The organism is Bradyrhizobium betae (assembly GCF_050632175.1).
Classification (GTDB): Bacteria; Pseudomonadota; Alphaproteobacteria; order Rhizobiales; family Xanthobacteraceae; genus Bradyrhizobium; species Bradyrhizobium betae_B.
This window is the reverse complement of sequence record NZ_CP192576.1, coordinates 3,468,078-3,490,240: the sequence shown is the minus strand read 5'-3', so window position 1 is coordinate 3,490,240 and position 22,163 is coordinate 3,468,078. Positions and strand designations below refer to the sequence as shown.

Genomic DNA, 22,163 nt, shown 5'->3' with positions numbered 1-22,163 from the left:
ATTCGAGGTTTCCGACATGCCTGTGCCCTCAGTCTGTGACGCCGGTGTTACGGCGCGGGATGCTAGCCGCTCGCTGCACCGACCTTCGCAAAGCGCCGGCGGATGCGCATCAGGAGCTGGTCGCAGACGTCGCGGTAGGCGGCGAGCTTCTGGTCGCGCGTGCCTTCGATCGTGGTGGGATCCTGCGTCGGCCAATATTCGACGTCGGCGGCGAGCGTGCGGGTCAACTCCAGCGCCTTGTGGTGCGCCTCCGGCGAGAGCGTGATGATGAGGTCGAAATTCAGCCCCTCCCAATCCTCCAGTTCCTCGAAGGTCTGCGGCTTGTGGGCGGAGATGTCTTGTCCCAATTCGTCCATCACCGCGACCGCGAACGGATCGAGCTCGCCGCGCCGTGCGCCGGCCGACTTCACGTAGAGGCCCTGCGGAAACATGTGCCGCAACAGGCTCTCGGCCATCGGCGAGCGCACGCTGTTCATGGCGCAGGCGAACAGCACCGATTGCGGATTGCTTGCGCGTGGCGAACCCGCCATCGCGGCTAGGCCGTTTTGGTAGAGGGCATGGCCTTGTCGGAAAACCGCTGCACACTTTTCCGGGCCATGCCCTAACCCTTCCAGTGCAGGACGGTAATGAGCGTGAACAGCCGTCGCGAGGTCTCGAAATCGACCCGCACCTTGCCCTTCAGCCGCTCCTGCAGCGTGCGCGAGCCCTCGTCATGGATGCCGCGGCGGCCCATGTCGATGGCCTCGATCTTGTCCGGCGTCGCGGTGCGGATCGCCTGGTAGTAGCTGTCGCAGATCATGAAATAGTCCTTCACGATCCGTCGGAACGGCGTCAGCGAGAGCAGATGCGCGACCACGGGCGTGCCGTCCTCGCGCCGGATGTCGAACATCAGGCGGTTGCCGGTGATGCCGATATGCAGCGTGAACGGGCCTTTCCCGTCCGCGCCATCGGGCGCGAACAGGTTCTGCTCGATCAGGTCGTAGATCGCGATCGCGCGCTCATGCTCGATGTCGGGCCCGGAACGGCCGATCGATTCCTCGTCGAGGGTGACCGCGACGATGCGATTGGTCTGGTCGTCCTGTTCGGGCGGCTGGGTCATGACAGGTTGAGGCGCAATCCAATCGAGCGCGAATGGGCATCCAGCCCCTCCGCTTGCCCGAGCGTCATCGCGGCCGGACCCAGCGCACGCAGCTGGTCCGGACCGCATTTCAGGATCGAGGTACGCTTGATGAAGTCGTGCACCGACAGGCCTGAGGAGAACCGCGCCGAGCGCGCCGTCGGCAGCACGTGGTTGGAGCCGCCGACATAATCGCCGATCGCCTCCGGCGTATGCGCACCGAGGAACACCGCACCGGCGTTGCGGATCCTTGCAGCCAGCGCATCGGGATCCTGCGTCATGATCTCGAGATGCTCGGCGGCGATCGCATCCGCCAGCGGGATCGCCTCGCTCATGTTCTTCACCATAATGATCGCGCCGAAATCGGCCCAGGAAGCACTGGCGATCGCGGCGCGCGGCAGCGTCGTCAACTGCGCCGCGACGGCCTTTTCGACATCGGCAGCAAGGCGCGCGGAATTGGTGATCAGGATTGATTGCGCGCTGGCATCGTGCTCGGCCTGCGCCAGGAGGTCCGCGGCGATCCAGTCGGCATTGCCGGTGTCGTCGGCGATCACCAGCACCTCGGAGGGACCGGCGATCATGTCAATGCCGACCTTGCCGAACACCAGTCGTTTTGCAGCGGCGACATAGGCATTGCCGGGGCCGACGATCTTGGCGACCGGCGCGATCGTCGCGGTGCCATGCGCGAGCGCGGCCACGGCCTGCGCGCCGCCGACGCGGTAGATCTCGCTGACACCGCCGAGCCTGGCGGCGGCCAGCACCAGCGGGTTGAGCTTGCCGTCCGGCGACGGCACCACCATCACCAGGCGCGAGACGCCGGCGACCTTGGCAGGCACCGCGTTCATCAGCACCGAGGAGGGATAGGCGGCGGTACCGCCGGGCACGTAGAGGCCGGCGGATTCGATCGCGGTGTAGCGCCAGCCCAGCTCGACGCCGAGCGGATCGGTGAAGCGCTCGTCCTTCGGAAGCTGGCGGCGATGATAGGTCTCGATGCGGTCGCGTGCGAGCTTCAGCGCGTCCAGTGTCGCGGCATCGCAGGCCCTCACAGCGTCCTCGATCTCGACTGCGGTCACACGAAGTCCGGATGCCTCCAGCGAAAGCCGGTCGAACTTCGCCGTGGCCTCCAGCAGGGCGGCGTCGCCACGTTTGGCCACATCGTCCACGATGGCGCGCACGGTGGCCTCGACGTCGGCCGAGACCTCGCGCTTGGCGGCGAGGAAGGCCGCGAATCGCTGGTCAAAATCGGCGCTGCTGCGGTCGAGACGAACGGGCATCTTGGCTTGGCTTCTGCTGGTTTTGGGGGCGCGGCTTGGCTCACCGGGCCCCCTGCTCAATGGCGCGGCGGGGAAGCTGCGTCAACCCTTGGCGCTCAGCCCTTGGCGGTCACCCCTTGGCGGTCGACCTCTGACAGCCCCCTTGGACGGCAGCGTTCCGGCAACGGCCCGGGCCGGTCTGATTGGTATACTGGTCATCTCACCCTTCCCCCTCGATCCCCATTCCCGCCCCCAGTTCGTCCGCCCCGAGGTCCGTCAGCTCGCATTCCAGGCATTCGACGTCGAGGCGGATGGCGCCGCCCTGGGCGAACAACAGCAGAGCGCTCCCGCCGGGCTCTTCATCGCGGTCGTCCTGGGGGTGAAACTCGATGCCGACGAGGTCCAGGACCTCGTTCGAAGCGCCGAGGTCGATGTTGCGCGACTTGCACGCGAGCACGCGGTCGAAGCGGAGCGCGGCAACCAGCCGGCGCGGCTCGGCGTCGCCGTCCAGCGTCTGCTCCCAGTCCAGCCGGCTCATGCCGACCACCAAACGCTTCTCGCTCTGCCGCCAGATGATATCGGCGGGCTGGACGCGAGCGTCCTGCACATGAGTCGAGATCACGGCCAGATCATCGGCATCGAGCGCGATCAGTTTGAGCGGGGGAGACATCAACGACACTTCTCCTCTGGGGCGGATACGGCTCAACGCGCGCCGACGCCGAAATTTCCGCGCAAACTAACGGGCCGGCGGATCAGAGGCTATTGATATCCTCCATCTCCAGCACCTTCCTGGGAAAACCGGCCCGGGCGACATGGATCATGGCGCGGCCCATCTGCTCGGTCGAGGTGACGAGCCGCGGCGAAATCCGGCGCAGCACCGACCAGAGTGGCCAGGTTGCGGTATAGACCGCCTGCACCCAGGCGGTCTTGGAGCGGATGCCGTGCAGAGGCTGGATCGCGCCGGGCCGGAACATAAAGGCCGCCCTGAACGGCAGCTTGAGCAGATCGTTCTCGGTCTTGCCCTTGACCCGTGCCCACATCCGCGAGCCCTGCTCGGTGGAATCGGTGCCGGCACCGGTGACATAGGTGAAGGTCATCTGCGGATTGAGCCGCGCCAGCGTGGTCGCCGCAGCCAGCGTGAGGTCATAGGTGAGATGGCGATAGTGCTCTTCGCTCATGCCGATCGAGGAGACGCCGAGACAGAAGAAGCAGGCGTCGAAACCCGTCAGCTGCGACTCGATCGCCGAATAGTCCCAGAAATCGCCGTGCGTGATCTCGGTGAGCTTGGCGTTGCGCACGCCGGTCGGGCCACGGCCCACCGCAACCACGCGCGTGATGCCGCGATCGATCAGGCACTCACGCAAAACACCCTGCCCGACCATGCCGGTCGCGCCGAAGATGATGACTCGCATCGGGACGTCCCCATGGTGCCGCGGCTCAAGCGGCGGCCGCGATCTCGTCGAAGGATACACCGGTCAAGGTTGCCGACACATCCCACAGCATGGCTGCGGCGGCAAAATCCTTCGCCTGCGACATGATCCTCGCCGCCGCGGGTGCCCCCTTCAATTCGTAAAACCAGTTCGGACCGTAGTAGCCGCCGGGCTCTGCAGCCGGTGAGGTCGCCGCGAACAGGGTGGGCAGCGCGCCTTCGGCGGCAGACTGGCTGATGAAGGGTTGCAGCCACCGGCTCACGCGCGACTGGAACGTGTTGGCGCCCGGCCCGTTCGAAATGAGATCGGTCCGCGCATAGCCGGGATGGGCGGCAAGGCTGGTCAGGCCCCAGCCGGCAGCGAGGCTGCGGCGCTGCAATTCGAGTGCGAACATCAGCATCGCCAGTTTGGACTGGCAGTACGCCCGCCACGGACGATAGGAATGCTTGCTCTGCAGATCGTCGAAATTGATGGCGCCGGAGCGGTGCGCGAGACTGGAGAGATTGACGACGCGCGCACCCTTTGCGCGGCGGAGATGCGGCAGCAGGCGCGCCGTCAGCGCATAATGGCCGAGATAATTGGTGCCGAGCTGCATCTCGAAACCGTCCTCGGTCTGCTGCCGTTTCGGCAACGCCATCACGCCGGCATTATTGACGAGGAGATCGAGCTGCTCGTTGCCGGCGGCAAAGCGCCGGGCGAAATCGGCGACGGAGGCAAGACTTGCGAGGTCGAGATGCTCATAGGCAATCAGGGCGTTGGGAAACCGCTCGCAAATGCCCTCGATGGCCCGCAGGCCCTTTGCGTCGCTGCGCCCGGTGAGTATGACAATGGCGCCGGCGCCCGCCAGCGCCATCGCCGTCTCGTAGCCGAGGCCGCCCGTCGCTCCGGTCACGACGGCGGTCTTGCCGCCGAGAGAGGGGATGTCTGCCGTCGTCCAGTCGGTCATGCCATAACTCCGTTCGGCCTGGAAAAGGCCCGCGACCGGTCTAAATGTGCACTGAGTGCAATTTTGCAAGAGGTGAAACAATTTGAAGGTTTCGAAGCCCGCCGCAAAATCGGTCAGGAAGAGTGCCAAGTCCTTGCCGGCAGGCGTAAAATCCCCTGATGCCCCCGGCCTGCGCCAGCGCAAGCTGCAGGAGACCCGCGAGCGGCTGACCCGGGGGGCGATGGCGCTGTTCCTGGAGCGCGGCTTCGAGGCCACGACCATCGACGACATCGCGGCCTCCGCGGACGTGTCGCGACGCAGTTTCTTCCACTATTTCGCCTCCAAGGAAGACGTGGTCGCCGCCTGGCAGGAGGGCGCGGCAAGCGCATTGGTCGCCGAGATCGTCGCGCGGCCCGCGGGCGAATCCATGCTGACGGCAGCCGAGAATGCGATTGCGGCAGCACTCGAGCGGATCGACCCGGCTGAGGCTGCGGCGATGTCGCGGCTCAAGCGCGACAATCCCGCGCTTCAGGCCCGTGACCAGCTGAAATACGAAAAGCTCGAGCGGGCACTCGCCGAAGGGCTCGCGCAGCGCGCCAGGACGAAAGCCGACAGGTTGAAGGCGCGACTCGTCGCCATGATCGCCACCGGCGCGATGCGCGTCGGCGGCGAAAGCTGGATCGGCGAAGGTGCGCGCGAGAAGCCGGACATTTTCGTCAAGCGCACCTTCGATGCGATCAGGTCGATCTTGACGTGAGGCGCTTCAGCCTCACGCCTTGAAGAACGCCAGCAGGTCCGCGTTGATGGTCTCGGCGTGTGTGGTCGGCATGCCGTGCGGGAAACCCTTGTAGGTCTTCAGCGTGCCGTTCTTGAGCAGCTTGGCCGACAGCGGCGCCGAGTCGGCGTAAGGCACGATCTGGTCGTCGTCGCCGTGCATCACCAGCACCGGAACGGTGATCTTCTTGAGGTCCTCGGTGAAGTCGGTCTGCGAGAACGCGACGACGCCGTCATAGTGCGCCTTGGCGCCGCCCATCATGCCCTGGCGCCACCAGTTCTGAATCACCGCTTCCGACGGCTTTGCGCCGGGACGGTTGTAGCCATAGAACGGGCCGGAGGCGAGGTCGCGGTAGAATCCGGTGCGGCTGGCGGCGAGCTGGGCCTGCAGACCGTCGAACACGCTCTTCGGCAGGCCGCCCGGATTGGCCGCCGTCTGCACCATCAACGGCGGCACGGCGGAGAGAATCGCAGCCTTCGCCACCCGGCTCTCGCCGTGGCGCGCGATGTAATGCACTACCTCGCCGCCGCCGGTGGAATGGCCGACGTGAATCGCGTTCTTCAGGTCGAGATGCGCCGTTACGGCCGCGAGATCGTCGGCGTAGTGGTCCATGTCGTGACCGTCGGAGACCTGCGACGAGCGGCCGTGGCCGCGGCGGTCATGGGCGATGACGCGGTAGCCGTGGTTCGCGAAGAAGATCATCTGCGTGTCCCAGTCGTCGGCCGATAGCGGCCAGCCATGGCTGAACACGATCGGCTGACCCGCGCCCCAGTCCTTGAAAAAATCTCGACGCCGTCCTTGGTGGTGATGGTGGGCATGGTGGGACTCCTTCAGTGAAAATCATTCCGGGGCCCGCGAACCACGAGCCGTCGACATGAAGATAATGATGCGATGTCCGGAGTGCGATGCCGCGCACCGCCCGGTAACGATGACAATCGGGCGATCAGGCAAACGCCATCGGCTTGAAGCGGCGCCAGGCGCCGATGGTCAGCACCACGAAGAACACCAGCACGATGCCCTGCACCGCGGCGAACACGGGGCCTCCCGGCGGATTCGGCGGCACTGCGGGGGCGAGCGCGGCGAGGGCCGGCACCTTCAGGAACGACTGGATCACCAGCACGAACACGTTGAAATAGAGCGAGATCATCGCAGTTACGATGTAGACCGGACGCCAGACGCCTCGAAGCTTCATGCCGTAGAGTGCGAAACAGGCGATCGCGAGCAGCACCAGCGAGATGATGCCGATGATGTGCGACGGCAACAGCTCCTTGAACGGAAACAGGAAGCCAGTGGCGCTGGTGAGGATCGTGAACAACAGGAAGATCGCGGTGAGGCCGGGCATCGGCTTCGAGCCGAGCAGGCCGAACATCACGACGAGGCCGGCGGCGATGGCGATCAGGCTGATGATGACGTGGACCAACGTGAAGGCGGGCAGGCTCAATCCAAGCATCACGACGTCTCTCCTACTCTCAGCGTTGAGATCGGAGGATTAGTATTACGGTCCTCATTGAATGGCTACATGCGCAATGTCACAGGCACGTGCAGAGCCATGCGTCGTCGTGCGAATCGACAAACGCATGGCTGAATTTTTTGCAGCGTCGTCACAATCGAGAGCAGTTTGACGTTTGTAGCCCGGATGGAGCGATAGCGTAATCCGGGAATCTCGCGTGCGGTTGGTTACCGTCCCGGATTGCGCTTCGCTCCATCCGGGCTACGAGCCCCTCGACCAAAGTCGAAACGGGCTCACACTTCCTTGGTGTCGAAGATCAGCAGGTCGGCGCCGCCGCTGGCGAATTTCGGCACGTCGCCTGCCGCGGCCTTGCCTGCTTCGCTGCCGAAGGCCGCCTGGATGTCGGCCACGCTGTTGAAGGTGAGGACGGCGACCAGGTGGATGCCGGACGGCCCGGCAGGCGAGCCGACCGGCCCGGTGCTGACGGCGTATTTCTTCAGACCCGGCAGTTTCTTGGCGAGCGGAATGTGGGTCTCGGCATAATGCTTGTCGAAGGCGGCAGCGTCCTTGGGTGTCTTGTAGAGCACGACGAGTTCGGCCATTGAGTCCTCCCTTGTGAATCTTTGTTTTTCAACGCGCGATTGACCTCGCGACGAGGACAGATAGTCACGCATCACACGGCAGGATGGCAAGCCTCATTCGGCTTGCCATCTGCTTGTCTTGTCCGTGACTAAAGCGCCGGTTTTGCGGCGTCGCCAAGATAGCCGTGCAGAGACGCCACGACCTGCGCGCCTTCGCCGATGGCGCCGCCGACGCGCTTGACCGAGCCGGAGCGGACGTCGCCGACGGCGTAGACGCCGGGCACGGAAGTTTCGAGCGGCGCGACGAGCCGGCCCTGGTTCTGCTCGGATTGCGCGCCTGTCACGACGAAGCCGCCGCGATCGAGCGTAACGCCGCAGCCGTCGAGCCAGGAGGTGGCGGGATCGGCGCCGACGAACAGGAAGAGATTGCTGATGTCGGCAAAATCCTCGTCATCAGACAGCCGGCTCTTCCAGCGGATGCGCCGCAGCAGCGAGGCCTCGTCACCCTCGAGCGCTGATATCTCGGTGTTGAACATCAATTCGATGTTCGGCGTCGCCTCGATGCGCTCGATGAGATAGCGCGACATGCTGGCGCCGAGACCGCCGCCGCGGATGATCATCAGCACCTTCTTGGCGTGACCCGACAGGAACACCGCGGCCTGCCCCGCCGAATTGCCGGCGCCGACCAGGGCCACTTCCTCGCCGGCGCACAGCTTCGCCTCGACCGGGGACGCCCAGTACCAGACACCGCGCCCCTCGAATTTGGCGAGGTTCTCGATCTCCGGCCGGCGATAGCGCGCACCGCTCGCGACCACCACCGCGCGCGAGCGCAGGGGATCGCTGCCGTCGAGCGCCACTGAAAACGCGCCGTCCGTGCGCGTGCAGTCGAGCGACTTCACCGTGACGGGGATCATGATCTCGGCGCCGAATTTCTGCGCCTGGTTGAAGGCACGCGCGGTGAGGGCCTGGCCGGAGATTCCGGTCGGAAAGCCGAGATAGTTCTCGATGCGCGCGCTGGCGCCGGCTTGGCCGCCGAAGGCGCGGGTGTCGAGCACGGCGACCGAAAGTCCTTCCGAGGCGGCATAGACCGCGGTGGCGAGCCCCGCCGGCCCGGAGCCGACGATCGCGACGTCGTAGATGCGGTCGTTGCGGGGGCCGCCGATCATGCCGATCGCGCGCGCGATTTCGGTTTCGCCGGGATTGCGCAGCACCGCACCGTCGGGGGTTACGACCAGCGGCCAGTCTTCCGGCTTGGGCGAATAGCGTGCGATGACGTCGGCGGCGTCGCGGTCGCGCTCGGGATCGAGCAGATGATGCGGCTGGCCGTTGCGGGTGAGGAAGCTCTGCAGCCGCACCACGCCGGCCGAATGCGAGGGACCAATCAGAACGATACCGCCGACGCCGGCCTGGAGCAGATTGACCCGGCGCAGGATCAGCGCGCGCATGATGCGCTCGCCGAGCTCGGCCTCGGCAACCAGCAGCGCACGCAGGCGCTCCGGCGGCAGCAGCAGCGTATCGACCTCGCCTTCGGCGCGGCCGTCGACCAACGCCGGCCGGCCGGAGAGCTGGCTGAGCTCGGCCAGAAACTGCCCCGGCCCCTGGTCGATCAGCGGAGTGACATTGCCGAGCCCGTCGCGCTGGGTGATGGCGACGTGGCCGCTCAGTACGACGAACATGCCCGGCCCCGGCTTGCCGGTCTCGAACAGCCACTCGCCGTCGGCGTAACTGCGGACCTCGCCAAAATGGCGCATCCGCTCGATCTCGGCCGATGTCAGCGTCGGGAAAGTCTGTTCGGGGCGGGTGAACCGCGCCATCTGCGCGTCACTGTCTGCTCGTTGCGAATAGTCCTGCCCGCTTGCCACGTCCATGCACTCCAAAAATTCCAGTTGCCGGTCTCAAGCGCCGGTCTTGCCGGCGGCCCCCTCATTTAGGCAATCATCATCGTTCTGCGAGGGACCGTCGGTTGCGGAGCGTTCGCGCGCCTGCAGCTTCCGCCGCTTCAGGTTTTCGCGCAGCGCCGATTTCAGGCGATCGTCCCGGGACGCCCTCGCCTGTCTCGATTCCGGTCTCGCGCTTGTGTCGTTCTCGTCAGCCATCACGGGTCCATACAGCGATCTGCGATAACTTGCCCAGGGAATGCGGCAGCTCAAGAGGCCCACGCCCATCCGATCGTGCGAAACTCAAAATGTGCCAGCTCCGGGAGATCAGCCAACTGGCCGGATGGCGAGGACACCGGAACCGAAATCAGCGGCAAAGTCAGCGGAAAGTCAGTCGTTTCGCGCCAAAACGGGCGTTTTGGACCTGATATCGCCCCGATTTTCTCATTTGTCAGGGCCAGCAAGCTTGCACAGGAGGGGGCTTGTGGCAGATATCGGCCCGCTTGGTAGGCCCCTCGTGGCGGCCGATTCTCATCCCAGCACATGCTGCCGTAGCTCAGTGGTAGAGCACTCCATTGGTAATGGAGAGGTCGACAGTTCAATCCTGTCTGGCAGCACCAGTTTCCTCAGAAAATCGCCTTGTTCGGTTGTCCGATTGCTCCCTTGGAGGGGCAGGACGTGTTGTCCGCCCCTCACCGGTTCTCCTAGAAGCCGAAGCCGATGCCGCCGGCCGCCAGATGGTGGGATGTGCCGCCGAAGCTCGCCGTCCACGGACTGGTCGGAGCGTGAGCGGGATCCACGGTGGAGCCGAAAACCTGATTCACGTCGCCGACATACAGATAGCGGTACTCGCCGAACAGGTAAGCGCCGCTATTTCCGAGGGCGAAGCGCGCCCCGGCCTTGGCCTGTGCCGCAAAGGTCCAGGCTGAGGAGTCCGGCCTCGCGTTGAAGTGGTTGATGCCGGGCTCGGCCGGGTCGGTCTGGGTGGACGTGGCGCCGTTGATCGAAACATTCGCGGCCCCGATCCCGCCGCCGATATACGGCGTGATGCCTTGATAAGGTGTGTTGAAGCCGACGACCATGTTCGCCAGCAGCACCGTCGTGCGCATCGGGAAAGTCGTGTCGAAGGTGTGTTCGGCAAGCCGGTCTGTGGGGTTCACCAGTGTCGCACGCGGCTGGTTGCCTGCCAGATAGAAACCTTCGATCTCCAAAGCGGGCCGCACATACGCGCCATACGACCATTCATAACCGAGATGCGCGCCGCCGAACCCGACGCCGCCGCTGCTGGTGCGCCCCGACGCATCGACGGCCAGGGGGCCTCCGACGGCCTCAACGAGAAAGACGGTGCCCAACTGGCTGACGTCGGTGCCGCCACGGCTGCCGCCGCCCCCGAAAACGCCGACATAGGCGCCGCCGCTGCGCGTCGGCGCGACCGCGGGCCCCTTGCTGTACATCGCATAGGCCTGCGTGGGTGCGGTGGCCGCCACGGCTTCCTTCGCGGCGTCGCGTCCGGCTGGCCTCGCTGCCGGTGCAGCCGCCTCTCTCGGCGCGGACGCGCGCCGCTCTTGTTTGGCCTGCTTCAATTCGGCGCGCAGCTCGGAAATGGTCTGCTGCTGCGCTTTCAGCATGCGAAACAGTTCGGCGTTCGATGGAACGTCCTCGGCATGCACGGTGCTCGCAGTCATCAAGCCCGCAGCCACGATGAAATACTTACGCGCTGTCATTTGTACCCCGCCCTTTGGTTGCAAATCACCCGCCGACACTATGGAACGTGGTTGGGAAAGCGCAAAGGCATCGTCCGCGAACGCTGGCCTTCAGACACAAAAGCCGGAGCTTTCTGGCACGGTGTGGGATTTGAGCGACACGCGCCGGCGTTTCCATCCATCCTGTCGGACAGCGCCATTCTCAATTCACGCATAAATCCGCATTCTCGCGGCGCGAAACGCCCGAGTTTTGCGCTCCTCTTTCGCCCTCTCTTGTGAAGAGGGCGCAGGGAAGGCCGGGTGCCGGCTGGCACCCATGATCCGCTGCGCGACAAATTTGCACACGCAAATGCGCAGGCGGAAAAACAGGTGGGCCGGAAAACACCCGGCCTTCCCTGCGCGATGGTCGGACGGCTTATGCCGAGCTCTCCCGGGAGCCGAACTTTCCCTCTGGCCTCCCTCGCCCCGCGAATTGACGATGCCGTTCGCCCGGTTGGGCTCGCGCACATCTCCGCTAAGGGCTTGACCGTAGCAACGACGGCCAGGACGACCCGGTTTTGCCGTACGCTTCAGCGTCGCTCGTCCGCACGTGGCTACGGGCTCACAGGGACTACCCGCCCTGCCCTCAGCCTCTCGCGCACGACGCTGCCGCGTCCACCGCACCCCAGCCCACGTTCGTTGCGACGTACGATCGCCCCTCTCCTCGGACCGGGATGGGCAGAATATGCCGCAATTCCGAATTTCGGTAAAGTGGAATATTTTTATGGGGGAGGGTTGACGGGGTTTTACTGAAGGCGGGTGTTTTGCCCGACGGGTTAATACCGGTGGAAGCAGCGATGGGCTTTGCAAGGGCTCAACCCATCGCGACGCACCGAGCATGCCGTCAGCCGTCCTCCTCCCCCTCCTCCTTCACCAGCGTCAGCAAGCGAAGCGTCAGGAACGTGAACACCGCGACCGTCGCCGCGACATCGTAGGCACCGAGGCCGACGGAGACGCCGATGGCGCCGGTGGCCCACAGGCTCGCGGCCGTCGCCGTGCCGTGGACCGAATTGCCGTTCTTGAGGATCGCGCCGCCGCCGATGAAGCCGATGCCGGTGATGAGGCCCTCGATTACCTTCGACATCCCTTCAGGCGAATGCATCAGCAGGCTCTCGCTGGCCTGCACGAAGCCGCAGCTTGCCATCGCGACCAGCGGAAATGTGCGCAGGCCCGCGCTGCGCGCCCGCTTCTCGCGGTCCCATCCGATCGGAACGGCAAGCGCGAACGCGGCGGCGAGTGCGATCACATGAGCGCCGATATTGAATTTGTCCAAAGCAAATCCCCGAAACCAAAGCAGCCATCGAAATCAAGCCGGCCTGCAACGCGGCGGGGCGGCGGATGGTTTCAGGACGGGCGGATTTGCCGCATGCCGCAGTGCGGGGATACGTTTGGCGTGTAGCCCGAATGGAGCGCAGCGCAATCCGGGATTGGTTGCCACATTCGAGAGGGCCCCGGATTTCGCTACGCTCCATCCAAGCTACAAAACTGCGCGTCCCTACTCCGCGAGATCGCGCATCACCTTGATCAGATCCGACTTGCCCTCGAAGCCGATGCCCGGAAGCTCGGGCATGACGATGTGGCCGGCTTCGACCTTCACGCCGTCAGGAAAGCCGCCATAGGGCTGGAACAGATCGGGGTAGCTCTCGTTGCCGCCGAGGCCGAGGCCCGCCGCGATGTTGAGGGACATCTGGTGGCCGCCGTGCGGGATACAGCGGGACGGCGACCAGCCAAACTGGTGCAGCACGTCGAGGGTGCGCAGATATTCGACCAGGCCATAGGACAGCGCGCAATCGAACTGCAACCAGTCGCGGTCCGGCCGCATGCCGCCGTAGCGCAGCAGGTTGCGCGCGTCCTGATGCGAGAACAGGTTCTCGCCGGTCGCCATCGGACCCGGATAGAACTCCGAGAGCGCGGCCTGGAGCGCGTAGTCGAGGGGATCGCCGACCTCCTCGTACCAGAACAGCGGATATTGCCGCAGCATTTTTGCGTAGGCGATGCCGGTTTCCAGATCGAAGCGGCCGTTCGCATCGACGGCGAGTTGCGCCTGCGAACCGATCTCGGACAGTACCGCCTCGATGCGGCGTTGATCGTCGTCGAGGGAAGCGCCGCCGATCTTCATCTTGACGACGTTGTAGCCGCGATCGAGATAGCCGCGCATCTCGGCGCGTAGCGCCGTGTTGTCCTTGCCCGGATAATAATAGCCGCCGGCTGCATAGACGAACACGCGCGGATTGGCCTGAAGCCCCTTCTGCTCGGCGAGCAGGCGGAACAGCGGCTTGCCCGCGATCTTGGCCGTGGCGTCCCAGATCGCCATGTCGAGCGTGCCGACCGCGACCGAGCGCTCGCCGTGGCCGCCGGGCTTCTCGTTGCTCATCATCGCCGCCCAGAGCTTGTGCGGATCGAGATTGTCGCCGGCCTCGTTGAGGACGCTGTTGGGCTCGGCCTCCAGAATGCGATTGCGGAACCGCTCGCGGATCAGCCCGCCCTGGCCGTAGCGGCCGTTGGAGTTGAAGCCGTAACCAACCACGCGCCGGCCGTCGCGCTCGACATCGGTGACGACGGCGACGAGGCTCGCCGTCATCTTCGAGAAGTCGATATAGGCGTTCCGGATCGGGGACGCGATCGGCTTGGTGATCTCGCGGACGTCGACGATGCGCATGGGGGTCTCCTGGCTTCGTGATATGGCTGCATTGTCTATCGCGGCCACGCAGGCGCTGTCATTCATCTTCTTTCCAGGAAAGATCCGGGAACATCTTCGATTCGAGGCTCCAGCAGTCCTCAGCCTGATTCCGGATGGATGGGCCAGATGCACTACCATTTTCATAGCCGGCGCCTACATGTGAAGTCAGCGCTCCAACGCCCTCCATCCGGACCCCTCGCATGATCCCCTTTTCCGTGCTCGACCTCGCGCCCATCCGTCAGGGCAGCAATGCGACGCAGGCGTTTGCCAATTCGCTCGATCTCGCCCGGCATGCCGAGGCCTGGGGCTACAAGCGGTTCTGGCTGGCCGAACATCACAACATGACAGGGATCGCGAGCGCCGCGACGTCGGTGGTGATCGGACATGTCGCGGGCGGCACCAAGACGATCCGCGTCGGCTCCGGCGGCGTGATGCTGCCGAATCATTCGCCGCTGGTCATCGCCGAGCAGTTCGGCACGCTGGAATCGCTTTATCCCGGGCGGATCGATCTCGGGCTCGGGCGGGCGCCGGGCACCGACCAGTTCACCGCACGGGCGATGCGGCGCGATCTTGCAACGAGCTCCGAGAACTTTCCGCAGGACGTGCTGGAGTTGCAGGCGCTGCTCGGCGATGTGGAGCCGAACCAGACCCTCCGCGCCGTGCCCGGCATGGGAACGAAGGTGCCGCTCTGGATCCTGGGATCGAGTACATTTGGCGCGCAGCTTGCGGGCATGCTCGGGCTGCCCTTTGCGTTTGCCTCGCATTTCGCGCCGCAGATGATGATGCCGGCGCTGCGTGAGTATCGCGCGCGCTTCGCGCCGTCGGCGCAGCTCGACCAGCCCTATGCGATGGTCGGCGTCAACGTGTTTGCTGCCGACAGCGACGTCGAGGCGCAGCGCATGTTCACCTCGCTGCAGCAGCAGTTCATCAATCTGCGCCGCGGCACGCCCGGGCAGCTGCCGCCGCCGGTCGACGACATGGACGCGCTGTGGTCGCCGGCCGAGAAGGCGATGGTCGGCCAGTCGCTGTCCTGCTCCGCGGTCGGCTCGCCTGATGTGGTCGAAGAAAAGCTGAAGGCGCTGATCGCCGAGACCGGCGCGGACGAGCTGATGACCACGGGCCAGATCTACGACCACGCCGCGCGGCTGCGCTCGTTCGAGATCGCCGCCGAGGTGCGGGACCGGCTGGAGAAGCAGCGGGCAGCGTAATCGTTGTCCGATTGCTGCGACGGTGAAGGTGCGCTCCCTCCCCGCACGCGGGAGAGGGCGCACACTGCGCTCGTGGCGAGCCTCGCTTGCTCTAATCCGGAAAGCCGAACAACTTCGCCGGATTGTGCACCAGGATCTTTTCCAGCTCCGCTTGATCCGCGGCGAAGCGGAACATCAGTTCGAGCAAGTCGGCATCGTTCGGCGGTTGTTTGACGGAGACCGGATGCGGCCAGTCGCTGGCCCAGACGCAGCGGTCGAGCGCGGCCTCGATATAGGTGCGCGCGATCGGGATCACGTCGTCCCAGGGCGGGCCGACCTGCGAGGTCTTCTCGCCGAGCGACAGCATCACCCAGAAATTGCCCTTCTCGAGCAGCTCCAGCATCTTGCGCAGGTTCGGATCGTCCTTGCCGTTCGCCGGCACGGGCCGCGCCATGTGGTCGATCAGCACGGGCACGTCGAGATTCTCGTACTTGGCGACGCTGGAGACGATGCCGTCCTTCTCCGGCTGGATCTTGACGTACCAGCCGAGCTCGCGGATGCGTGCGATGGCGCGGGCGAAATCGGCATCCGACAGCACGGCGCCGAGCTCCTGGCGGAAGCTGAAGCGCGCGCCGCGCACGCCGGCGTCATGCAGCCTGGCGAGATAGGAATCGTTTGCCTCCGCGAACACCAGAGCGTTGGCGCAGCCGCGATAGTTCGGACCCATCGCGGCGAGGCCGTCGAGCACGACGGAATGATCGGCGCCGTAGGTCGTGGTCTGCACGATGATGCCGCGCTCGATGCCGAGCGTCTTGTGCACGCGCAGCGCAGCTTCCCAGGTCGCACTCGGCATCCGATAGGCCGCGCCGGGACGCTCCGGATATTTGTCGATGGGACCGAGGACGTGAAACTGGCTGTCGACGGTCTTCGGCGGCGGTGCCTTGAGCGGACGGCGCGGATTGGGGTCGAACGGCAGATAGGTCGGCATGCGCTGAGCTCCTTCAGTCGATCATGGCAGTGAAGTCGCACTGCACCAGCGCGCCGCCGTCCATGTTGTCCATCGGCAGCGCGTGGCGCGCCGGGCGCGAATGCTCGTCCGGAAACATCTTGAGCCATTCGACATTGACCGGACCGCGCTGCGTGCGGTCCTTCAGCCACACCGTCATCTTGATGATGTCGTCGGTGGTGCCGCCGGCGGCCTCCACCGTCGCCTTCATATGCGCGAACATGTTGGCGCATTGGGCGTCGAGACTCTCCGGCATCACGCCGGCCGCGTCGCGGCCGAGGATGACGCCGGACATCACGAGACCGCCGATGCGGCAAGCGTTCGGAATCGGATTGGCGTGCTTGAAGCCGCCGATATGGATGCTCTTGCGCCGCGATTGGCCCGTCATGGTGCGCTCCCTCTCTGTTTATTGGTTCAGACGAACTGGCACGACACCGAGCCGAACGCGCCGTAATCCGCGTGGAAGGTGTCGCCGCGGCGGATATCGACCGGACGCGTGAACGATCCCGCCAGCACCACTTCGCCGGCGCCGAGATGTTCGTCGTGCGGCGCGAGGCGGTTGGCGAGCCAGGCGATGCCGTTGGCGGGATGGTTGAGCACGCCGGCGGCAAGCCCGGTCTCCTCGACCTCGCCGTTGCGGAACAGCAGCGCGCCGATCCAGCGCAAATCGGCGTCCATCGGGCGGAACGGCCGGCCGCCGAGCACCAGCGCGGCGTTGGCTGCGTTGTCCGAGATCGTATCCATCACCTTGCGCGGCTTGCCCGTTTCGGGATCGACACGATGCATGCGTGTCTCCAAAATCTCCAGCGCCGGCGTGACATAGTCGGTGGCGTTGAGCACGTCGAAGATGGTGCAGTCGGGTCCGCGCAACGGCGCCTTCAGCACGAAGGCGAGCTCGACCTCGATGCGCGGCGCGTGGAAACGATCGAACGGGATCGGCGTCGCATCGGCGTAGAACATATCGGCGAACAGCACGCCGTAATCCGGCTCGGAGATGCCGACCGCATTCTGCATCGCTTTCGAGGTCAGGCCGATCTTGTGACCCTTGATGATTCGGCCGCGGCCGAGCTGGAGTTTGGTCCAGGCGCGCTGGACCGCATAGGCATCCTCGATGCTGAAATCGGGATAGTCCTTCGTGAACATCGTGATCAGCGTTTTGCTGCGCTCGGCCTCGTCCAGGCGCGCGGCAAGGCGTTCGATCGTTGCGGTGTCGAGCATGATCACTGCTCCGCGGCGACGGTGTTGCGCAGCACACCGATACGGCTCGACTCGACCTCGACGACGTCACCAACCTTCAGCCAGCGCGGCGGATCGAAGCGCACACCCGCTCCGGTCGGCGTGCCCGTCACGATCATGTCGCCGGGCTTCAGCGTGGCGAAGGTCGAGAGATAGGAGATCAGATAATCGAACGGGAACATCAGCCGCTCGGTTGTGTCCTGCTGGCGCACCTCGCCGTTGACGCGCGTGATGATGTCGTGGGGACCGCGCGGATCGAGTTCGTCCGCCGTGACGATCCACGGGCCGATGCTGCCGGAGCGATCGAAATTCTTGCCTTGCGTGACGTTGAACTTGCCGTGGCGCAGCCAGTCGCGGACCGTACCCTCGTTGCACAGGGTCATGCCGAAGATGTGCGACCAGGCCTGCTCACGCGGGATGTGGCGACCGCCCTGCCCGATCACGATGACGAGTTCGCCCTCATAGTCGAGCTGCTCCGAGACCTTGGGCTTTTCCAGCGGCTGGCCGGAGCCCGTCATCGACGACATGCTGCGCACGAACAGGCTGGGATATTTGGGCAGGTCGGAGCTGTCCTTGTATTCGGCGTTGCGCTCGGCGTAGTTGACGCCGATGCACCAGAGCTTTTCGGGCGCCAGCACCGGCGGCAGCAGGACGAGCTTGTCCAGCGGGTAATCCGGCTTCTGCCCGGTCGCGGCCTCCTGCGCATCGGCCAGCGCGTTGGCCGCAATCAGAGCCTTCACGTCGGAGAAGTCGCGACCGATCCGCCTGGTCAGGTCGATCACACCGCCTTCGACGGCGGCGCCGTAGCGCGGCTCTCCGTCCAGGAGATAGCTCAGGAGTCGCATGGTCGTTCTCTCCGATAGTGTTCGGGCACTGGGCCGGCGCGATGCGCGCTCAGTCTTTCGATTTGGGCGTCTGGAAGACAGTGTTCAGCGTCACGATCTCGCCGAGGCTGGCGTAGCGCGGTCCGCCGATGCGCGCGATCGGGTCGAGTGCCTTGGTCTCGACCTTGCCGTCGTTCACGAGACCGTCGCGCAGATGGAACATCACGACCTCGCCGACGATCAGCCGGCTCCTGGCATCGCCGAATTCCAGACACTGCCGGAAACGGCACTCCATCGCGACGGGCGCCGCAGCCAACCGCGGCACCTTGATGCGCTCGCTCGCGAGCGTCTCCAGCCCGAGATGCTCGACCTCGCTGACTTCGGGGGATGCTCGACGGAGCTGTCGTGCACCGCGGACATCAGCGGGGTGTCGGCGATGTGGATCACATATTCCTCGGTATCGAGGATGTTGTGCGCGGTGTCCTTGTAGTTTGCACCCTTGCGGCCGACGCTGATGGCCAGCATCGGCGGCTTCTGCGAGACGAAGGTGAAGGCGCTGAACGGCGCGAGGTTCAGCACGCCGGACCGCGACAGGCTCGTCACCCACGCGATCGGACGCGGCACCACGATGCCGGTCATCAGCCGGTAGATGCGCTCCGCGCCGAGCTCGGTGGGATCGATCCGCATGGTTCAGTCAGCCCTGATGTTGGCCTTGCGCACGACAGGAATCCACTTGGCGTCCTCGCGCTCGAGATAGGCCCTGAACTCAACCGGCGTCATCGCGACGGCTTCGCCGCCGAGCTTCTCGAACTTGTCGACCACGGCGGGATCTTTCCAGAATCGCGGTCAGAGCCTCGTGCAGCTTGTCGACGACCGGCGCCGGCGTGCCGGCCGGTGCGAACAGGCCGGTAAAAGTCTGGCCGTCGAAATCCTTGTAACCGAGTTCGGCAAAGGTCGGCACGTCGGGCAGCGACTTCAGGCGATGCGGGCTGGTGACCGCGAGAGCACGGAACAGGCCGGCCTTGATGTGCTGGAGGCTGACCGTAAGCTGGTCGAATGCGAACTGGACCTGGCCGCCGAGCAGATCGTTGATCGCAGGCGCGTTGCCGCGGTAATGCGCGGTGACCCATTGCAGGCCGAGGTTCTCCTGCATCAGCTCGCTGAGCAGATGGTTGGTGGTGCCGGGGCCCGGCGAGGCCATGGTCAGCTTGCCGGGGTCACGCTTGGCGAGCGCGATGAATTCCTTGAAATTATTGGCCTGCACCGACGGATGGACCTCAAGCACCAGCGGCGTCATCGAGATCGTCGTGATCGGCATGAAGTCCTTCTTCCAGTTATAGGCCTCGCGCTTGTTGATCTCGGTCGCGAACAGCACCGGGCCATTGGCGCCGACGAACAGCGTGTAGCCGTCGGGCGCCGACTTCGAAAAGGCCTCGCCCGCAATCATGCCGCCGGCGCCCGCCTTGTTCTCGATGATGAAGGGTTGGCCGAGCTTCTCCTGGAGCTTGTCGGCGACGATGCGCGCAGCGCTATCGACGTTGCCGCCGGCCGGATAAGGCACGATCAGCTTGACGCTGCGCGCCGGCCATTGCTGGGCCGATACGGGCCCTGCCAGGATTGCGGTGACAGCAGCTATGGCAATCGCGATTAATCTCATGTTAACCTCCCGGCGGCGCTTCTCATTTCACGTCGATCGCCCTGACATCGCGCAAGGCATCCCGATCGGAGCGCAATCTCCAGATGCGCGCTTTACCTGTCGAGCGAATTGTGTCGTTCTTGTCCATATTATGGACAAGCGTCTTTCACCGAAATCAATCCGCAACGCAATGGAACCCCGACAAGGCGCGCAGGCGATCCGGCGCGCGCTCGCGGTGCTGCGCATTCTTGCCGCGGGCCGCGAAGATGGTGTGCCATTGGCCGAGGTCGTACGCGCCACCGGCCTCACCCGTCCGACCGTGCATCGCATCGTCCACGTGCTGATCGAGGAAGGCATCGTCGAGCGGCACGACAGAACCGGCCGCTACGCGATCGGCAACCAGGTGCCCGAGCTGGCGCTTGCGCGGGCGCGGCCATCGCGGCTGCTGGTCGCCGCAAGTCCGTCGCTGCGGCGCGCGTCCGCCGAGATCGGCGACACGCTGTTCCTGACGGTGCGGACCGGCAACGACACGCTGTGCGTCGATCGCAGGATCGGCACTTACCCTATTCAGGTGTTGTCGATCGAAGTCGGCGCGCGCCGACCCCTCGGCGTCTCCAGCGCGGGCGTCGCCATCCTCGCCGCGATGCCGGCGCCGGACGCGCGAAAAATCGTCGCAGCCAACGAGAAGCGACTGGCCGCCTACCAGACCGACACTGCCACCGTGCTCGGCCAGGTCACTGCGGCGCGGCGGCGGGGATATGGCATGCGGGAGATCGGTCTCGTGCAGGGCACCAAGTCGATCTCCACCTGGATCAAGACCCCGGATGGGCAGCCGGCCGCGGCGATGACCGTCTCCGCCGTTCGGACGAGGCTCGGGCCAAGGCGCGAGCAGGAGGTCGCGGAGATCCTGCTGCGCGAGGCGCAGATCATCGAGCAGGCGATACGGGGCTAGCTTCGCTGCTCCAGTTGCCGAGCGTCATGGCCGGGCTTGTCCCGGCCATCCACGCGTGGCCGCGCGGTACGAAGAACGTGGATGCCCGGGACAAGCCCGGGCATGACGACCTCCTGTTCATAGTCAATGGGCTGACGTGGCCCGCCATTTTGTGGCACAAGGGCCGCCATCGCCGACCGACCCACGAGGCCAAGCATGCCCGCGCCGAAACCGCCTGCCTTCGAGACCCTGAGCCTGCATGCGGGCCAGCATCCGGATCCCGCGACCGGCGCCCGCGCGGTGCCGATCTACCAGACCACGTCCTACGTGTTCCAGGATTCCGACCACGCCGCCGCGTTGTTCAATCTGGAGCGCGCCGGCCACATCTATACGCGCATCTCGAACCCGACCACCGGCGTGCTGGAGGAGCGGCTTGCGGCGCTGGAGGGCGGCGTCGGCGCGATCTGCACCGCAAGCGGCATGGCCGCGCTGCATCTGGCCATCGCGACGTTGCTCAATGCCGGCGACCACATCGTGGCATCGAGCTCACTCTATGGCGGCACCATCAACCTCCTGGCGCACACGCTGCCGCGCTTCGGCATCACCACCACCTTCGTGAAGCCGCGCGACCACGACGCGTTCCGCGCGGCGATCAAGCCGAACACGAAGCTGGTGATCGGCGAGACCATCGGCAATCCCGGCCTCGAAGTGCTCGACATCCCCAAGGTCGCGCAGATCGGGCATGACGCTAAAATTCCGCTGCTGATCGACAACACCTTTGCCACGCCCTATCTCAGCCGCCCGATCGAGCTGGGGGCAGACATCGTGATGCACTCGGCGACCAAATGGATCGGCGGCCACGGCATCGCGATCGGCGGCGCCCTCATCGACGGCGGCCGCTTCGACTGGCGCGACTCCGGGAAATTCGGCGTGCTGACCGAGCCCTATGGCGGCTATCACGGCATCGTCTTCGACGAGCAGTTCGGCACCGCCGCCTTCATCATGCGCGCGCGCACCGAAGGCCTGCGCGATTTCGGCGCTTGCCTGTCGCCGACCAACGCATTCCAGCTCCTGCAGGGCGTCGAGACGTTGGGCGTGCGCATGGACCGCCACATCCAAAATACGCACCTCGTGCTGGAAGCCTTGAAGTCGAACAAGGCGGTCGACTGGGTATTGCATCCCTCGCTGGAGGACCACACGGACTATCAGCTCGCAAAGCAATTGCTGCCGCGCGGCGCCGGCTCGATCGTCTCCTTCGGCATCAAGGGCGGGCGGCCTGCGGGACGCAAGTTCATCGAAAGCCTGCGCATGATCAGCCATCTTGCCAATGTCGGCGACGCCAAGACGCTGGTGATCCACCCGGCGTCGACCACGCATCAGCAGATGGACGCCGAGCAGCTCAAGGCCGCGGGCATCGGCGAGGAGCTGGTGCGGCTGTCGGTCGGCATCGAGACGGCGTCGGACATCATCGACGACCTCAATCAAGCGCTGCGCATCTCGCAAAAGGTCTGAC

22 protein-coding genes, 1 tRNA gene and 2 pseudogenes are annotated in these 22,163 nt (G+C 65.2%); 5 read left to right on the top strand and 20 right to left on the bottom strand.

What is annotated here, in order from left to right; all coding sequences use genetic code 11:
* Window positions 1-62: 62 nt before the first annotated feature.
* From ACQ86E_RS16765 to ACQ86E_RS16740, 6 genes are all read right to left on the bottom strand, one after another.
* A complete protein-coding gene (locus ACQ86E_RS16765) occupies window positions 63-530 on the bottom strand; it encodes a low molecular weight phosphatase family protein (RefSeq protein WP_431206311.1) in 468 nt (155 codons plus the stop codon).
* 71 nt (window positions 531-601) lie between these two features.
* On the bottom strand, window positions 602-1,099 hold the full coding sequence (locus tag ACQ86E_RS16760) for a UPF0262 family protein (protein ID WP_431206310.1): 498 nt from the start codon (window positions 1,097-1,099) through the stop codon (window positions 602-604).
* On the bottom strand, window positions 1,096-2,391 hold the full coding sequence (hisD, locus tag ACQ86E_RS16755) for a histidinol dehydrogenase (RefSeq protein WP_431206309.1): 1,296 nt from the start codon (window positions 2,389-2,391) through the stop codon (window positions 1,096-1,098). Before hisD ends, ACQ86E_RS16760 begins: the two co-directional genes overlap by 4 nt.
* 199 nt (window positions 2,392-2,590) lie before the next feature.
* Window positions 2,591-3,040 (bottom strand): DUF2948 family protein, encoded by a 450-nt coding sequence (locus ACQ86E_RS16750; RefSeq protein ID WP_431206308.1) that lies wholly within the window; start codon window positions 3,038-3,040, stop codon window positions 2,591-2,593.
* An 82-nt stretch (window positions 3,041-3,122) separates the two neighbouring features.
* Window positions 3,123-3,782 carry an NAD-dependent epimerase/dehydratase family protein gene (locus tag ACQ86E_RS16745; protein WP_431206307.1) on the bottom strand — a complete coding sequence of 220 codons (660 nt, stop codon included), beginning with the start codon at window positions 3,780-3,782 and terminating at the stop codon, window positions 3,123-3,125.
* Between the two features lie 25 nt (window positions 3,783-3,807).
* Window positions 3,808-4,746, bottom strand: coding sequence for an SDR family oxidoreductase (locus ACQ86E_RS16740; protein ID WP_431206306.1), 939 nt, complete (start codon window positions 4,744-4,746; stop codon window positions 3,808-3,810).
* An 82-nt stretch (window positions 4,747-4,828) separates the two neighbouring features.
* Between ACQ86E_RS16740 and ACQ86E_RS16735 the strand changes: the two genes are divergently transcribed.
* Entirely contained in the window at window positions 4,829-5,482 is a 654-nt protein-coding gene (locus tag ACQ86E_RS16735; RefSeq protein WP_431206305.1) for a TetR/AcrR family transcriptional regulator, read from the top strand.
* Window positions 5,483-5,494: 12 nt separating this feature from the next.
* Here the strand turns inward: ACQ86E_RS16735 and ACQ86E_RS16730 are convergent.
* The 5 genes and pseudogenes from ACQ86E_RS16730 to ACQ86E_RS16710 all read right to left on the bottom strand — a co-directional run bounded on the left by ACQ86E_RS16730 (window position 5,495) and on the right by ACQ86E_RS16710 (window position 9,627).
* Window positions 5,495-6,318: pseudogene (locus ACQ86E_RS16730) on the bottom strand (alpha/beta fold hydrolase).
* 125 nt (window positions 6,319-6,443) lie between these two features.
* A complete protein-coding gene (locus ACQ86E_RS16725; RefSeq protein ID WP_431206304.1) occupies window positions 6,444-6,953 on the bottom strand; it encodes a hypothetical protein in 510 nt (169 codons plus the stop codon).
* Window positions 6,954-7,243: 290 nt separating this feature from the next.
* A complete protein-coding gene (locus ACQ86E_RS16720; RefSeq protein ID WP_375312305.1) occupies window positions 7,244-7,552 on the bottom strand; it encodes an EthD family reductase in 309 nt (102 codons plus the stop codon).
* A gap of 128 nt (window positions 7,553-7,680) precedes the next feature.
* Window positions 7,681-9,399, bottom strand: coding sequence for an FAD-dependent oxidoreductase (locus ACQ86E_RS16715; RefSeq protein ID WP_431206303.1), 1,719 nt, complete (start codon window positions 9,397-9,399; stop codon window positions 7,681-7,683).
* A 27-nt stretch (window positions 9,400-9,426) separates the two neighbouring features.
* Window positions 9,427-9,627: a hypothetical protein gene (locus ACQ86E_RS16710; protein WP_431206302.1), complete on the bottom strand. Its 201-nt coding sequence runs from the start codon at window positions 9,625-9,627 to the stop codon at window positions 9,427-9,429.
* A gap of 326 nt (window positions 9,628-9,953) precedes the next feature.
* On the opposite strand from ACQ86E_RS16710, the gene ACQ86E_RS16705 reads away from it, so the two are divergent.
* Window positions 9,954-10,028 (top strand) — tRNA-Thr (locus tag ACQ86E_RS16705).
* Window positions 10,029-10,112: 84 nt separating this feature from the next.
* Here ACQ86E_RS16705 and ACQ86E_RS16700 read toward each other — a convergent pair.
* The 3 genes from ACQ86E_RS16700 to ACQ86E_RS16690 all read right to left on the bottom strand — a co-directional run bounded on the left by ACQ86E_RS16700 (window position 10,113) and on the right by ACQ86E_RS16690 (window position 13,809).
* The gene (locus ACQ86E_RS16700) at window positions 10,113-11,093 is read right to left on the bottom strand and encodes an outer membrane protein (protein WP_431206301.1); all 981 of its coding nucleotides are present in this window, start codon (window positions 11,091-11,093) and stop codon (window positions 10,113-10,115) included.
* A 901-nt stretch (window positions 11,094-11,994) separates the two neighbouring features.
* Window positions 11,995-12,423, bottom strand: a complete 429-nt coding sequence (locus ACQ86E_RS16695; RefSeq protein ID WP_431206300.1) for an MgtC/SapB family protein — start codon at window positions 12,421-12,423, stop codon at window positions 11,995-11,997.
* A 222-nt stretch (window positions 12,424-12,645) separates the two neighbouring features.
* Window positions 12,646-13,809, bottom strand: coding sequence for a mandelate racemase/muconate lactonizing enzyme family protein (locus ACQ86E_RS16690; RefSeq protein ID WP_431206299.1), 1,164 nt, complete (start codon window positions 13,807-13,809; stop codon window positions 12,646-12,648).
* Between the two features lie 221 nt (window positions 13,810-14,030).
* On the opposite strand from ACQ86E_RS16690, the gene ACQ86E_RS16685 reads away from it, so the two are divergent.
* Complete coding sequence (locus ACQ86E_RS16685; RefSeq protein WP_431206298.1) at window positions 14,031-15,038, top strand: LLM class flavin-dependent oxidoreductase; 1,008 nt, start codon at window positions 14,031-14,033, stop codon at window positions 15,036-15,038.
* A 91-nt stretch (window positions 15,039-15,129) separates the two neighbouring features.
* On the opposite strand, the gene ACQ86E_RS16680 is transcribed toward ACQ86E_RS16685, so the two are convergent.
* The 6 genes and pseudogenes from ACQ86E_RS16680 to ACQ86E_RS16655 form a co-directional block, all read right to left on the bottom strand.
* Window positions 15,130-16,005: an amidohydrolase family protein gene (locus ACQ86E_RS16680; protein ID WP_431206297.1), complete on the bottom strand. Its 876-nt coding sequence runs from the start codon at window positions 16,003-16,005 to the stop codon at window positions 15,130-15,132.
* A gap of 13 nt (window positions 16,006-16,018) precedes the next feature.
* On the bottom strand, window positions 16,019-16,411 hold the full coding sequence (locus tag ACQ86E_RS16675) for a RidA family protein (protein WP_431206296.1): 393 nt from the start codon (window positions 16,409-16,411) through the stop codon (window positions 16,019-16,021).
* A gap of 26 nt (window positions 16,412-16,437) precedes the next feature.
* Window positions 16,438-17,241 (bottom strand): 2-oxo-hept-4-ene-1,7-dioate hydratase, encoded by an 804-nt coding sequence (hpaH, locus tag ACQ86E_RS16670; RefSeq protein WP_431206295.1) that lies wholly within the window; start codon window positions 17,239-17,241, stop codon window positions 16,438-16,440.
* Between the two features lie 2 nt (window positions 17,242-17,243).
* Window positions 17,244-18,104 (bottom strand): fumarylacetoacetate hydrolase family protein, encoded by an 861-nt coding sequence (locus tag ACQ86E_RS16665; protein ID WP_431206294.1) that lies wholly within the window; start codon window positions 18,102-18,104, stop codon window positions 17,244-17,246.
* A gap of 49 nt (window positions 18,105-18,153) precedes the next feature.
* Window positions 18,154-18,770 (bottom strand): annotated as a pseudogene (locus ACQ86E_RS16660) (flavin reductase family protein).
* Window positions 18,771-18,849: 79 nt separating this feature from the next.
* On the bottom strand, window positions 18,850-19,740 hold the full coding sequence (locus ACQ86E_RS16655) for a Bug family tripartite tricarboxylate transporter substrate binding protein (protein WP_431206293.1): 891 nt from the start codon (window positions 19,738-19,740) through the stop codon (window positions 18,850-18,852).
* A 130-nt stretch (window positions 19,741-19,870) separates the two neighbouring features.
* On the opposite strand from ACQ86E_RS16655, the gene ACQ86E_RS16650 reads away from it, so the two are divergent.
* Window positions 19,871-20,671, top strand: coding sequence for an IclR family transcriptional regulator (locus ACQ86E_RS16650; protein ID WP_431206292.1), 801 nt, complete (start codon window positions 19,871-19,873; stop codon window positions 20,669-20,671).
* 195 nt (window positions 20,672-20,866) lie between these two features.
* Window positions 20,867-22,162: an O-acetylhomoserine aminocarboxypropyltransferase gene (locus ACQ86E_RS16645; RefSeq protein ID WP_431206291.1), complete on the top strand. Its 1,296-nt coding sequence runs from the start codon at window positions 20,867-20,869 to the stop codon at window positions 22,160-22,162.
* The last annotated feature ends 1 nt before the right edge of the window (window position 22,163 follow it).

Excerpts from the sequence above, each read along its gene's own strand:
- ACQ86E_RS16765 (WP_431206311.1), bottom strand. The coding sequence starts at position 530 with ATGGCGGGTTCGCCACGCGCAAGCAATCCGCAATCGGTGCTGTTCGCC.
- ACQ86E_RS16760 (WP_431206310.1), bottom strand. The coding sequence starts at position 1,099 with ATGACCCAGCCGCCCGAACAGGACGACCAGACCAATCGCATCGTCGCG.
- hisD (WP_431206309.1), bottom strand. The coding sequence starts at position 2,391 with ATGCCCGTTCGTCTCGACCGCAGCAGCGCCGATTTTGACCAGCGATTC.
- ACQ86E_RS16750 (WP_431206308.1), bottom strand. The coding sequence starts at position 3,040 with ATGTCTCCCCCGCTCAAACTGATCGCGCTCGATGCCGATGATCTGGCC.
- ACQ86E_RS16745 (WP_431206307.1), bottom strand. The coding sequence starts at position 3,782 with ATGCGAGTCATCATCTTCGGCGCGACCGGCATGGTCGGGCAGGGTGTT.
- ACQ86E_RS16740 (WP_431206306.1), bottom strand. The coding sequence starts at position 4,746 with ATGACCGACTGGACGACGGCAGACATCCCCTCTCTCGGCGGCAAGACC.
- ACQ86E_RS16720 (WP_375312305.1), bottom strand. The coding sequence starts at position 7,552 with ATGGCCGAACTCGTCGTGCTCTACAAGACACCCAAGGACGCTGCCGCC.
- ACQ86E_RS16715 (WP_431206303.1), bottom strand. The coding sequence starts at position 9,399 with ATGGACGTGGCAAGCGGGCAGGACTATTCGCAACGAGCAGACAGTGAC.
- ACQ86E_RS16710 (WP_431206302.1), bottom strand. The coding sequence starts at position 9,627 with ATGGCTGACGAGAACGACACAAGCGCGAGACCGGAATCGAGACAGGCG.
- ACQ86E_RS16700 (WP_431206301.1), bottom strand. The coding sequence starts at position 11,093 with ATGACTGCGAGCACCGTGCATGCCGAGGACGTTCCATCGAACGCCGAA.
- ACQ86E_RS16690 (WP_431206299.1), bottom strand. The coding sequence starts at position 13,809 with ATGCGCATCGTCGACGTCCGCGAGATCACCAAGCCGATCGCGTCCCCG.
- ACQ86E_RS16685 (WP_431206298.1), top strand. The coding sequence starts at position 14,031 with ATGATCCCCTTTTCCGTGCTCGACCTCGCGCCCATCCGTCAGGGCAGC.
- ACQ86E_RS16680 (WP_431206297.1), bottom strand. The coding sequence starts at position 16,005 with ATGCCGACCTATCTGCCGTTCGACCCCAATCCGCGCCGTCCGCTCAAG.
- ACQ86E_RS16675 (WP_431206296.1), bottom strand. The coding sequence starts at position 16,411 with ATGACGGGCCAATCGCGGCGCAAGAGCATCCATATCGGCGGCTTCAAG.
- hpaH (WP_431206295.1), bottom strand. The coding sequence starts at position 17,241 with ATGCTCGACACCGCAACGATCGAACGCCTTGCCGCGCGCCTGGACGAG.
- ACQ86E_RS16665 (WP_431206294.1), bottom strand. The coding sequence starts at position 18,104 with ATGCGACTCCTGAGCTATCTCCTGGACGGAGAGCCGCGCTACGGCGCC.
- ACQ86E_RS16655 (WP_431206293.1), bottom strand. The coding sequence starts at position 19,740 with ATGAGATTAATCGCGATTGCCATAGCTGCTGTCACCGCAATCCTGGCA.
- ACQ86E_RS16650 (WP_431206292.1), top strand. The coding sequence starts at position 19,871 with ATGGACAAGCGTCTTTCACCGAAATCAATCCGCAACGCAATGGAACCC.
- ACQ86E_RS16645 (WP_431206291.1), top strand. The coding sequence starts at position 20,867 with ATGCCCGCGCCGAAACCGCCTGCCTTCGAGACCCTGAGCCTGCATGCG.